The sequence below is a fragment of the Leisingera sp. genome (assembly GCF_034669605.1).
In the GTDB taxonomy this organism is placed as follows: domain Bacteria; phylum Pseudomonadota; class Alphaproteobacteria; order Rhodobacterales; family Rhodobacteraceae; genus Leisingera.
Genome location: NZ_JAXMOX010000157.1, coordinates 1 through 11482, shown reverse-complemented (window position 1 = coordinate 11482; position 11482 = coordinate 1). Strand labels below are relative to the sequence as shown.

19 protein-coding genes are annotated in these 11482 nt (G+C 56.8%); 4 read left to right on the top strand and 15 right to left on the bottom strand.

What is annotated here, in order from left to right:
* Positions 1-29: 29 nt before the first annotated feature.
* From VOI29_RS17670 to dusA, 3 genes are all read right to left on the bottom strand, one after another.
* The gene (locus VOI29_RS17670; RefSeq protein ID WP_323781595.1) at positions 30-827 is read right to left on the bottom strand and encodes a hypothetical protein; all 798 of its coding nucleotides are present in this window, start codon (positions 825-827) and stop codon (positions 30-32) included.
* Positions 828-837: 10 nt separating this feature from the next.
* Positions 838-1692 (bottom strand): sulfite exporter TauE/SafE family protein, encoded by an 855-nt coding sequence (locus tag VOI29_RS17665; protein WP_323781592.1) that lies wholly within the window; start codon positions 1690-1692, stop codon positions 838-840.
* Positions 1693-1778: 86 nt separating this feature from the next.
* Positions 1779-2789 carry a tRNA dihydrouridine(20/20a) synthase DusA gene (gene dusA / locus VOI29_RS17660; protein WP_323781589.1) on the bottom strand — a complete coding sequence of 337 codons (1011 nt, stop codon included), beginning with the start codon at positions 2787-2789 and terminating at the stop codon, positions 1779-1781.
* A 121-nt stretch (positions 2790-2910) separates the two neighbouring features.
* Between dusA and VOI29_RS17655 the strand changes: the two genes are divergently transcribed.
* Positions 2911-4026, top strand: coding sequence for a site-specific integrase (locus tag VOI29_RS17655; protein ID WP_323781586.1), 1116 nt, complete (start codon positions 2911-2913; stop codon positions 4024-4026).
* 264 nt (positions 4027-4290) lie between these two features.
* Here the strand turns inward: VOI29_RS17655 and VOI29_RS17650 are convergent, their stop codons facing one another.
* Positions 4291-4455, bottom strand: a complete 165-nt coding sequence (locus VOI29_RS17650; protein WP_323781583.1) for a hypothetical protein — start codon at positions 4453-4455, stop codon at positions 4291-4293.
* Positions 4456-4852: 397 nt separating this feature from the next.
* Positions 4853-5344, bottom strand: coding sequence for a Panacea domain-containing protein (locus tag VOI29_RS17645; protein WP_323781580.1), 492 nt, complete (start codon positions 5342-5344; stop codon positions 4853-4855).
* A gap of 467 nt (positions 5345-5811) precedes the next feature.
* Here VOI29_RS17645 and VOI29_RS17640 point away from each other — a divergent pair, with 467 nt between their 5' ends.
* Complete coding sequence (locus tag VOI29_RS17640; RefSeq protein ID WP_323781577.1) at positions 5812-5997, top strand: hypothetical protein; 186 nt, start codon at positions 5812-5814, stop codon at positions 5995-5997.
* A 685-nt stretch (positions 5998-6682) separates the two neighbouring features.
* On the opposite strand, the gene VOI29_RS17635 is transcribed toward VOI29_RS17640, so the two are convergent.
* From VOI29_RS17635 to VOI29_RS17610, 6 genes are read right to left on the bottom strand one after another with little or no spacing between them, the layout of a single operon-like run.
* Positions 6683-6937 carry a hypothetical protein gene (locus VOI29_RS17635; RefSeq protein ID WP_323781574.1) on the bottom strand — a complete coding sequence of 85 codons (255 nt, stop codon included), beginning with the start codon at positions 6935-6937 and terminating at the stop codon, positions 6683-6685.
* A gap of 10 nt (positions 6938-6947) precedes the next feature.
* Positions 6948-7157, bottom strand: a complete 210-nt coding sequence (locus tag VOI29_RS17630; RefSeq protein WP_323781571.1) for a hypothetical protein — start codon at positions 7155-7157, stop codon at positions 6948-6950.
* Positions 7158-7188: 31 nt separating this feature from the next.
* Entirely contained in the window at positions 7189-7998 is an 810-nt protein-coding gene (locus VOI29_RS17625; protein ID WP_323781569.1) for a DUF2971 domain-containing protein, read from the bottom strand.
* Between the two features lie 20 nt (positions 7999-8018).
* Positions 8019-8384, bottom strand: a complete 366-nt coding sequence (locus VOI29_RS17620) for a hypothetical protein (protein WP_323781566.1) — start codon at positions 8382-8384, stop codon at positions 8019-8021.
* 21 nt (positions 8385-8405) lie between these two features.
* Positions 8406-8708: a hypothetical protein gene (locus tag VOI29_RS17615; protein WP_323781563.1), complete on the bottom strand. Its 303-nt coding sequence runs from the start codon at positions 8706-8708 to the stop codon at positions 8406-8408.
* Between the two features lie 18 nt (positions 8709-8726).
* Positions 8727-9155, bottom strand: a complete 429-nt coding sequence (locus VOI29_RS17610) for a hypothetical protein (RefSeq protein ID WP_323781560.1) — start codon at positions 9153-9155, stop codon at positions 8727-8729.
* A 114-nt stretch (positions 9156-9269) separates the two neighbouring features.
* Here VOI29_RS17610 and VOI29_RS17605 point away from each other — a divergent pair, with 114 nt between their 5' ends.
* Positions 9270-9542, top strand: coding sequence for an ASCH domain-containing protein (locus tag VOI29_RS17605; protein ID WP_323781558.1), 273 nt, complete (start codon positions 9270-9272; stop codon positions 9540-9542).
* An 84-nt stretch (positions 9543-9626) separates the two neighbouring features.
* Here VOI29_RS17605 and VOI29_RS17600 read toward each other — a convergent pair whose 3' ends face one another.
* Positions 9627-9974, bottom strand: coding sequence for a hypothetical protein (locus VOI29_RS17600; RefSeq protein WP_323781555.1), 348 nt, complete (start codon positions 9972-9974; stop codon positions 9627-9629).
* 37 nt (positions 9975-10011) lie between these two features.
* Positions 10012-10641 carry a glycoside hydrolase family 19 protein gene (locus VOI29_RS17595; RefSeq protein ID WP_323781552.1) on the bottom strand — a complete coding sequence of 210 codons (630 nt, stop codon included), beginning with the start codon at positions 10639-10641 and terminating at the stop codon, positions 10012-10014.
* Positions 10642-10647: 6 nt separating this feature from the next.
* Between VOI29_RS17595 and VOI29_RS17590 the strand changes: the two genes are divergently transcribed.
* A complete protein-coding gene (locus VOI29_RS17590; RefSeq protein WP_323781549.1) occupies positions 10648-10836 on the top strand; it encodes a hypothetical protein in 189 nt (62 codons plus the stop codon).
* Between the two features lie 14 nt (positions 10837-10850).
* Here VOI29_RS17590 and VOI29_RS17585 read toward each other — a convergent pair whose 3' ends face one another.
* Positions 10851-11072 carry an HP1 family phage holin gene (locus VOI29_RS17585; protein WP_323781546.1) on the bottom strand — a complete coding sequence of 74 codons (222 nt, stop codon included), beginning with the start codon at positions 11070-11072 and terminating at the stop codon, positions 10851-10853.
* A 9-nt stretch (positions 11073-11081) separates the two neighbouring features.
* Positions 11082-11482: DUF4376 domain-containing protein (locus VOI29_RS17580; RefSeq protein WP_323781543.1), on the bottom strand; the 401-nt coding region annotated here is incomplete at its 5' end.

The following is an 11482-nucleotide window of genomic DNA, read 5'->3' as shown; positions in this document are numbered from 1 at the left end:
GCCGGCCAGAAGAATGTCAACGAAAGGGGTTAGCGATCTGCCAGCCAGCCTGAGGTCCAATCCGCCAGCTCCGGGCGGAAATAGGCGATCATGCGGCCCTCTTCCGGCGCTGAGGCTCCCTTGCCCCAGGGCGCAACCCCATGCAGGCACAAACGGTGCATCAGATAGGACTCGCCGGGCTTGGCGTGCACCGTGATCCGCGGGCAGGTCTCGAACACTTCGGCACGGGCGGCCGTATAGGTGTCGGTCACATCCGCATCTGCCCACTCCGCCTGCGGCACGCCCTTGAACGCGGCGGCAAAGGCGCGGCGCATGATGTGGTGGCTGCCCTCCCAGATCACCAGCGGCGCCGCATCCGGGCTGCTGTCATTCAGCGGGATCCCCAGCACCCAGGCATGCGGCTCCTCCACCTTGCGGCGGCGGTGCTCGCCAAACATCTTCACCCCGTCCACATGCGCCGCATCGCGTTTGACGCGGTAGCGGAAGGCTGCCTCCCCCTCGCCCGGACGCGGCCGCGGGTAGCCGGGAAAGACCGAGGACACTTGTGCGCGGTGCAGATCAGGGATCGGGCCAAGGTTCTGCGTGATGAACGCCACCGGCAAGCCCGACAATGGCGGACCATCCGGCAGGCGGCCCCCGGCGTCATTGGGCAGGGCATCGACGCCGATGAACCAGGTGCGCTCGCACTGGAACCACTCGGCGCAGGCCGGATCGTCCAGCGCCCTGACACCGTGCTGCAGCGCATCCGCTGCCCAGGCGGCGATCTGCGGGTCACGGGCGAACCGCACCCAGCCTTTTTCCTGAAACTGCTCGAATTGCTCCGGCATGATATCCCTCTTAATATCCGAAAGCCTTGCGCAGCATGTTGACTGCCACCAGCACCAGAAACACCCCGAACACCCGCTTCAGCGGTTTCGGGTCCATCGCATGGGCCAGTCTCACACCCCAGGGCGCGGTTATCAGCGTCATTGCGATCACGATGAAAAACGCCACCAGATTAACCGCCCCGACGGTGAACGGAGGCCGCGTGGCCGGGTCCAAATCCAGCAGCAGGAAACCAGCGACTGACGGCACCGCAATGATCACCCCAAAGCCCGCAGCCGTCGCCACCGCCCGGTGCACCGCCACCCCGTGCAGGGTCATTAGCGGCACGCCAAAACTGCCGCCGCCAATGCCCATCAGCACCGACAGGAACCCGACCGCAGGCGACAGCGCCAGCCGCTTTACACCTTTGGGCATCGCTTCAGCCAGCCGCCAGTCCGCGCGGCCCAGCCCCAGATAGCAGCCAATCACCAGCGCCAGTCCGCCAAACACGCCTTGCAGCACGGATGAACGCAAAGAGGTTGCTGCCAGCACCCCGGCAATGGCCCCCAGCGCGATGCCAATGCCCCAGCCGCGCAGAATCTGCCAATCCACCGCGCCCTTCTTGTTGTGGCTCAGGACTGAACGCACAGAGGTCACAATAATTGTCGCCAAAGAGGTCGCCAGACACATCTGCATGAGCTGATCGCCGCCATAGCCAAGGGTCTGAAAGGCATAGAAAAACGCCGGCACCAGGACGATGCCGCCGCCAACACCCAGAAGTCCCGCAAGCATCCCGGCGAATGCGCCGATCACCAGCAGCAGCCCCGCCATCTGCATCAGCAATGCAGGCTCCGGCCACAGGGCGGCGGTCATGGCAGGATCAGTCATGCGGGGAACCTCCGATTTAGCTTCACTGGCAAAGGGTTAGCGGCCGGAAACCGATTGCACAAGCCGATAGCCTGCAAAGCGCCGCGTCACGCGGCCGCGCGGTCCGCCACCTGCGCCAGGGCCTGCTCCACCAATTCCGGCCCGGCTCCTGCTCGGCAGGCGCCCTCAGAGAGCGTCCGCCGCCACTGCCGCGCGCCCGGCTTGCCGGCAAACAATCCGAGCATATGCCGGGTGATCTGGTTCAGCCTGGCCCCTTCGCCCAGCCGCGCTTCGATATACGGCAGCATCTGCCGCACGGCCTGGCAAGGCTCACTGGCGCTGCCGGTCCCGTAGATCTCCGGATCCGCGGCGCAAAGAACATCGGCAGGCTGGTGATAGGCCGCACGCCCCACCATCACGCCATCGAGGCCCCGGTCCAGGTGCGTCTTGGCCTCAGACAGCGTGGCAATACCGCCGTTGATCGAGATATGCAGATCCGGGAATGCGGCCTTCATCTTATGCACCAGATCATAATCCAAGGGCGGGATATCGCGGTTTTCCTTTGGGCTCAGCCCCTGCAACCAGGCCTTGCGTGCGTGGATTGTCACCCGCTGGCAGCCCGCAGACCGGATCTTGTCCAGGAAGTCCGGCAGCACCTCTTCCGGCTCCTGATCGTCAACACCGATCCGGCATTTGACGGTAACCTCGGCATTCACGGCTTCACGCATGGCGGCGACGCAATCCGCCACCAGGTCCGGCGTCTGCATCAGCACCGCGCCAAAGGCGCCCGATTGCACCCGGTCACTCGGACATCCGCAGTTGAGGTTAATCTCGTCATAGCCCGCTACCGCCCCCAGCCTGGCGGCCTCCGCCAGCTCCACCGGGTCCGAACCGCCCAGCTGCAAGGCTACCGGATGCTCGTCGGGGTGAAACTCAAGCAGATGCAGCGCCCCGCCCCGAACCAGCGCAGGCGCGGTTACCATTTCTGTGTAAAGCAGCGTCTCCCGGCTCAGCAGCCGATGCAGAAACCTGCAATCGGATGTCGTCCAATCCATCATCGGTGCCACCGATAGACGCGCTGCCTTTGTTATCAAAGACTTATTATCACTGTTCGCCATTTGTACGCGTTTTCTCTTTAGGATTTTTGTCGTTATTTTTCGACGTTTTGAGTTGTTGACTTTCGAGCGGTAGTCCCGGAGGACTACTACAATACCTTCAGGACTACCGCACGAGATTTTCATGGGAACAATCATTGAGCGCAAGCGCGCGGACGGATCATCCAAGTTCAGAGCGCAAATTGTAATAAAGCAATCAGGAAAGATCGTCTACCAAACAAGCAGAACTTTTGACCGGCGCCCCACAGCCAAGGCATGGCTGGAGCGCAAGGAGAAAGAACTAAAGGCCCCAGGGGGGCTAGATGCGGTCTCGACTCCCGCCGTTACACTTGGCGAAGCCATTGACCGTTACACCAAAGAAAACCGGAACGGAATCGGCGATACCAAGGCTCAAGTTTTACGCACAATAAAAAACGAATATGAGATTTCCGCGAAGCGAAGCAACGAAATTACAAGCGACGATATCGTCGATCTAGCTAAACAAATCAGTGATCGACCAGGAGTGTCGTCGGCATCAACAGTCGGCAACTACATATCCCACCTGAGTGCGATTTTCGATATTGCTTTTCCAGCTTGGAAAATCCCGCTTGATGAGAAAGCGATGCGGGACGCCATGAAGGTCTGTAAGCGCTTAGGCCTGATTGCCAGTTCGAAAAAACGAGATCGACGCCCTGAGTTGGACGAATTGGACGCCCTGTTATCTTACTTTGAAGACCGGCACCTAAACGGCCGGTCCCTGCCAATGCACAAAATCGTCACTTTTGCGATTTTCTCAACCCGTCGTGAAAGTGAAATCACTCGCATTTCCTGGACAGATTTCGAGAAGAACAACTCACGAGCGCTTGTTCGGGACATGAAGCACCCGGGCAAAAAGGCTGGCAACGATATCTGGTGTGAACTGCCACCTGAAGCCGTTCGCGTCATCGATTCCATGGGCCAAAAAGACGGTGTGGACAGGATATTTCCTTATCACCCAGATACAATTTGCAACTCCTTCACCAACGCGTGCAAATTTCTCGGCATCAAAGACCTGAGATTTCATGACCTGAGGCATGAAGGCGTTAGCCGGCTGTTTGAAATGGGTAGAACAATTCCGCAAGTTGCAAGCGTGTCAGGCCACAAAAGCTGGCAAGGCCTTCAAAGGTACAGCCACCTCCGCGCAACAGGAGACAAATACGAAGGCTGGCCCTGGCTAGACCGAATTGTGCCCGCCAAGGAAGCGGATGCCAATGAAGGCTAAGGACTACCCGCTACCAATGGTCGAAATTGCCTGCGATCACTGCGGGCGATACGGAAAGTACCGAAAGGCCAGGTTCATCGATCTGGCAGGACCTGAGACCGAACTCCCGCAAGCACTCTCAATAATCGCGGCCGACTGCACAGAAGATCGAGCCACACCAGACAACATGCAAGGCCGATGCCGCCCGCACTACGCACAGAACTGGTGGGCTTCCGCGGTCAGCAAAGAATAGCCCTCCTTTGTTGGACCCGCTAATCTTCGCGGTCACATTGCAAAATACATCAACGCGATCATGACCGGCGTCATGACTAACAGCAAAAGCGCCACCAAGCCGAAGAACCGCAGGAAGCGCAGGACTTCGCCTGGAAATGTATCGCGCCAACCTATCAGTCTCAAAAACCAATCACTGACGCCCCCGATAACACACATGCCCGCGCTCCTTTTATGGATGTGCTCCGACCAGGTTATGAAACCCGCCTTAGCGGCGCTGTTTTACTCACCTCTAGCCTTCGAGGATGATCCGATTGCAACCCCAAGGGCCAATGTGAATGACGTTTGAAGAATGTCCCAAGCCTTGCCCACGTTTACGCTCGAGCAAATTGCCACGATCCACACCCCTGCCAGCGCTAGAAGAAGCAAAATTGTAAAAAAGAACGCGGCACCTTGGAAAGTGTCAGTGGTTCCGAAGCTCATGAAGCCCAGTGAAATCCGGAACGCCCGGTTTGGGGCTTTGTCAGAAGCTGAATAATCACTAGGTTTATCAGGGCGTACGACCTGCTCCGGCCGATCAGGCTTAGTCTTCCTCTCCAATCAACTAGCCTTCTCGCTAAACAGTATACATAGTTCGAAAGAAATAGTCTCGAATCAGATCGTTAGGCACTTCTTGGTGCCGCAGTATCTTGCGCCCCCCATCCGTCACCTGATCCCATGGTCCGCCCTTCTCATGCGTCCAATCGGACAGGTCGGCAGCCCTTTCTTCCCCATACGTTTGCCACACGAAATCGATGAGTTCGGCAACTTTGGGGTCTGTGGGAATGGGAGCCTTCTTGACCGTACCAGTGTCATGATCAAAATCATCAAGCAGGCGAGGAATGCCGTCTTTTCCGAAGTACTTACACTCATGATACAGGGTGTTCAGAACCGGACCGAACTTCCACGCTTCGAAAACCTCATCCAGAATTGGCTCCCTACACTCAACCAGGGCATAGCCATGGGCGATGTAGACCAGCTTCTGAGCCTTCATAGGCGAGATTGATTTCCCTTCGGCGAACGCGTGGTTCAGGAACGCGTTCGCAATAGAAGCAGCTGAATATGCCATTTACTGCGAACCTCCTCTCCTTGTGCGTGCTCTGCTCGAACAACTCACACTGAGTCATCTATTAGCTGTGGATAACATAAACAAGCCAGTTCGTACAAAACGAACCACATGGTCGCACCAATCTGGGACAGAACAGCTGCTCCTTACTTGGACATTTACGCATCGACAGCGCCCCCGCGACAGGACGACACGGAGGCGCCCACATGCATTGCAAACAGAGGGCGCCGACCTATCTCTTTCTTAACGAATGTGTCTTACCTTGTGGGGCACCTGTGGGCTACCTGCGGGTCACCTGTGGATGGACAGTGGTTGACAACCTGTGCTTAGGTGACGCAAAGACGCCACAAAAGCGTGCTAGGAGAGTGCGTGACTGCCCAGCAAACACTGGGCCTCAGCTATCGAACTTGCTGAGAATCAACCGAAATTCGGACGACAGAAACCGAATCGGAATTTATTGGAGACCTAGGATGAATCGAACACCAGCCAAGCAGTCGGGGGGAAAGTGGGCCAAGAACGCCTTTCCGCCAGAAGCGGCTATGAACTTTGACGAATTCGACCCTGACCAAGTTCGTGAACTGAAAGCTGACCTCGAAAAGGACCTCGATGGCGAGGAGTGGGAAGTGGTAGACGGGACGAAGTTCCCATATGCCTGAGTGGGTAAAAGTACCCCCGCAAGCTTATTCTATTGTTACCGGGTATTTCCCGGAGACCAAACCTAAGGACGGCAGCCCAGACTGTCGTCCTTTGCTTGTGACCCAAGTCCTTCAATCCAATTCCGGCGCGACCGCGGTACGGGTTTGCTATGGAACAACGAAGCTGAAGTTCCCGCGGCGCGCGAACGATGATCTAATTGTGCAAAACTCGTCGGACTTGGACGCCTGCGGCCTTCTTCGCCCGACCCGATTTGTCGTTGACCCCTCTCAACAGGTCGTGTTGCGGTGGGATAAAAAGCACTTCAAGCCATGGTCTGGCTGCTCACATCCACGCCGAGGAATGCTCCCTCTGGACCTCCAGAAGGATTACGCGTGGCTCATGTCCCAGCATCTTTGATCCGCCCTAAGGCCTAGCAACCCCTGCCGATCCCTTGATTGCTCCCTATCACATCGACGTGGCCTGATGGCCGCTGACTTCCCCTCCTTAGTTGGATTCTGGGTTCGTGTCTTCGCCCTCGAGAAACTGCTTCGGAAGCACAACGCAATCCTGGCCCTTCCCGCAGCCAGGACAAACAAAGACCGCCCGCCCATTATAGTTTTGAAGCACTTCCCATCTAACTGGTAGCGGCTCCACATGGCCGCACTTGCATTCGAACTCTGTCACACCCTTCATGCTCGCCGCTCCTTACTCGGACAACTTAAATCTGCCCGACTCGCACCAAAATAGCGTCTTCACACCAGGCTGAGACAAAAACAGCCGCGCTGCCAACTGACAGTTCTCAGCATTGTATTCGCCACCCTCAGTGGTGTCGAATGTCGCAACATGAATGCGCATCTGCGGATCCACAACCGAGGATCGATAGAGGGTGAAAACACCGTCAGCCGCCATGGCCGCTGAGGAAAACGCAGACAGCACAAGCCAGAGAAGAACTTTCTTCATGCCGTTGCTCCTATTGCGCATTGCTCTGAACCCAGTCTTGCAGATCGTAGTCATAACGCCATTCTTGAGTTGGGGTAGGCAATGTGACCCCGTGACCGATGGCAACAATCCGGCACGAACACTGCTTGCAAATTTCCTCATCGGCATACGCCATGGCCTCGGCGAGCGTTTTACAACCCTTCGCGACAAGAGTACCGTCAATAAACAATTGGTAGACCAATAACTTACCTCCTTACTTGGATTGACCTCGCTCAAATGAACGGGATCTCCGATTTTCGCACAGTCACTGACTGAACACCCTCCGCTCCCTGCAATGCTACTCTAACGTAGTTATCGATAGCGGCCTTGTTTCCCTTTGGACCAACCAAGACTTCACGTATGCCGAATTTGTAGCTTAGAGGTTCATCACAAGCATTGAGGCTCAGAACCGACCTGTACTCACCACCAATTTCGGTGAGCATCCTTTGGCGCGCCAAATAGGGATTAGGGTCAACAATCCTCCACTCTTCTTCTTCCGCAAATGTAGACGACTTCACGAATGGCGGTATGTCTTTTAACATCAGGTAGTCTTGCCAGCCCCCGAACTTGGTAAGACCTTGACGAATCTTCGAAGCGAGAATTTCTTCAAACGCCTCCCGATCGTATGCAACTTTCTCTGGCCCGAAAACTCGTGATGCAAGTGCGATTTTGATCAGATCAGCACGATCGAATCCAATGGCAATACCATCGCTGCCATGCACCGCGTCAGCATACCCGCGCCACATCGACAAACGATCACGTGCCGCCGAAAACGAAATTACGAATGGGCAATGAGCGTCTTCAAAATCCTGATATTGCTGGATAAAGTACTCTGGACAGACATTTCCGAAATCAAACTCCTCCTGACTCCCAAGCCAATCGGTGACCCATTTGGCACCCAATTTGATCTCCATCCCGTCATTCAACAGGCGATAATCCCTTGCCAAAAGAGACTGAGACTCAACTATTCTTCTGAAGGTTTGAAAGGTTGTGTAGTGCCAGAGCAAATCTGTTTTTAGGGGAATAGCCTCTTGGGACGCCATGATTTCGCTCCTTATTTGGATCAGATCATAAAATTGAATGCTAGCAGCAGGCATCCAATCAGGAACAGCAGGACGGCCACGAGAACCCCTACTTCTGCGGCTACCATCCAAGCGTTAGCTCGCGAATAGTCTAGATCCTGCCCTCGCAGCGTCCTGTCAACATGGCGCGTTGAGAGGAAACCAAATAGCCAAGTCAAAGCGCCTGCGCTAACACCAGCGACAAAGGCAACCATGGCCCAACCGACCGCCCACTTAGGCAGAGCGGTAGACAAGTTAGTAAGTTGGGAAAGAAGTGCGACTGCGGCACCGCCATTAATCAAGATGCTGGCCCGAATGGCCCCTTGCGCATAATCCTGTGAAATCGCTCTAAAATCAGTTTCCTGCAAAATTTGCTCTCCCTAGATGGACTATAACTTATCGCAGCCAATCAACTTGAAGTGATCTTGCAGGGAGGGTGCCGTGTGCAAGAATCTTCCGTCTTCAAGAGCGGTCGTTGCTCGCATAGCTATTTCCGCACATGCCTTCTCGAAAACACCCGATCGTTGACCAACAACGCCAACGTTGTCAGTTGCATTCTCGGGTGATGTAATAAGGATCTGCATCTGCGCCTCCAGTGTTCTCAGCCTTTCCTCATATTTGTAGACAGCAATTGCAGCTGCACCAAACGCAATTGCCACGGCTGACCAGCTTGCCAAATCACCAATCTTCATTCGCCTACCCATTATTTTCTACTTTGACCTGTAATTGCGCATATGCAGCGCCTTCTGGAACCGCTTTACACGATCCACGATCTCAGTTGTATCTGTTTCCGGCTGCACAACCACAGATCCGCCGTTAACAATGATCTGCGCACCCCTGCCGCTCACCTCACCCAGAAACCATTCAACGTCAGCCTCTGACAGACCCAGGCACTCCACCCCGGCCACCACCAGTGTGTCGCCAGGATGCAAGAAGCTGATCAGGGTTCTCCGCTTCAGCAGGACCGACTGCGGGCGCGTGGTTTTCTTCTTCACCACGTCCCAAAAGTAGCGACCACGCTCATCGAAAGTGACCCCGTGAAGGCCCAAAGACAGTTTCTGCTGCTCGATGCTGGGCCGCCCCGGAGCCTCAAGAATGTACCCCACTGTGACCGGCGGCATTTCGGGTTTTTCTGCCATTTTCTCTACGCGGCTTTCCGTCGTTTGTTTTGTCTACCCGTAGAGATTGAGCTTGACTGTGGCAAGTAATTCTTTTATCTACATATAGATTTAATCACAACTTCTGGTGACCCTATGAGCACCCTTCACCTACCCCTGAAAGGCATCTACTTCGACCAGATCAGGAGCGGCGAGAAGGTCGAGGAATACCGCGAGGCCAATGATTACTGGCAGAAGCGTCTTGAAGGGCGGTCATACTTCGACATCGTGTTGACCAAAGGCTACCCGCCAAAGGACGACGCCTCCCGCCGGATCACGCGTCCGTGGCTCGGATACCGAAAGACCACCATCACGCATCCGCACTTCGGCCCTGATCCGGTCGAGGTCTACGCGATCCGCGTGAACTGAACCCCTTCCAACAAAGTCCCGACCAAACAAAAAAGAGGCCCCGGCTCTCGCCGGGGCCTTTCACTTTCTATTGGTGCGCGCGCGCTATTCGCGGGCCTGCCGCACAGCCTCGGCAATCTTACCACGCGCAAGTCTCTGCAGAACGGGCACTGTGGGTTTCAGAGCCTTGAAGGATTCAGGCACGGATTCGCGGGCATGCTTGATCGCTTCATCAATCAGCACATCAGGCGGTGCCTCCCGAGCATCCTCAAGGGCGGCCTTGATTCCGCTCATGAGCGCCGCGTGCAGATTGTCCTGCAGCGCCTTGCCGATCTGGACACCGAAGTGCTTTCGCACCCGCAGCGCCGCGCCACCAATGAGCGAAGACAGGATCAGCGCCAGGGCTTGGACAAGCAACGGCGTCAGGTCCGGCAAAATTCCGGTCAGGTTCATAGGTCAGTCCTTTCAGTTGGAGAAATCCGGCCCGCAATCAGCCGCGGCGCCGGGTGAGAAATTTCAGCAGCCAGCTAGGCAACCACGGCTGCGGCGCAGGCTTGGGCGGGGAAATGGGGGGCAAGGCTACCAGCGCCTTGTGCATTGCGGCGCGGGTGAGCGGGCCGATCTGACCATCTGCGGTCAGGCCAGCGCCGCGCTGAAAGCCGCGCACGTCGGTTCGCGCGAAGCCCAGCAGCACAAGCTGCGCTTTGTCGGTCCAAAGCTGCCGTTCTGTGAAATGGTTGTATCCACCATTGATCCGCCGGGTGACCGCCCGGACGTCGCCCGCATCGGCCGGCACATTCAGACTGCGGGTGGTCCAGTACCAAAGCGGCCCCAGCCCTTCCCACGGATCTAGGTTCACCGCGTCCGGATCAGTCTCAAAATTCGGAGCGCTCGGGTCCAGGCTGCGCGCCCAGGCGGTAAATTCCCGGTAATTGGCACGCCCGGTAATTTGAAACGGCCCGCGGCCACGGAAGTCAAAGCCATCACCATCCGCCTCCGGAGTGTTTCCGAGATCCGTGCGCCGGTCATAGCGGGCCTGTGCCGGTGATGGCCCCCACAGTTCGCGGTCATACCGGAATGCCCCGCTCTCCAGGATCGCCTGACCAAGCAGATACGACACCCGGTGATGATGGTTCAGACCGCACTGGAAACCAAATGTGTTGATCCCCAGGAGGAAGGATTCTGCGTTCCGTTCCTGCCCGCTCCCTTGCTTCATGGGGCCGGTGATTTTCAGGAGCGTTGCAAGGTCAAGAATTTGGGACATGTGTCCTCCAAAAGAAAAGCCCCGCACGAGGCGGGGCCGGTTTCAGGATGAAATTTGTGGGTGTTTTAGGCGGTGCCTGCACCGCGCTCGATCGCGGACACCTCTCGCTCCCGCAACTGGGCCATTCGGCGCTTGAACCAAAGGTTCACAAAGAACCCGGCTACAGCCAGTGCAAAGCCGCCGATAGCAAGCCACTGTGTCAGCGTGAGGCCTCCAACAACCGCAATGCCCGCTCCGCTGAGAGTTGTCGCCGATGGAAAGTCAGCGTGAATAGGTGCTGTTCGCATCGCGCCACCTCAATCTGCAGCAGCCAGAGCGGCATCAAATGCGGCCGTTACATCGAACCTGTCCAGCTCCGCGTCATCGAGCGCCGCAATCTGCCCGCTCACTTCCCGCTCAGCGGCGAAACAGGCCTGGACATGCTGGGACGCCGCCGCAGCCGCTGCCTCGATCTGCGCCTTGGACAGATCCGCCCAGCCCGCCGGGAACTTCCAGGCGACCGGCTCAGAAATCATGCCGCGGGCCAAGCTTTCCACGGCGCCGGTCAGTTTGCCTATTGTACGTTCATCGGTTGGCAGCGATGTGCCATCCGGCAGAGTGACACCGCCGGTCTCGCGTTTCCAGCGGATGCGGGCAAGATCCGCGAACAGCGCCACGCGGGCTTTCGCTACTTTGGTTTCGGCGGTGACCACCTGCG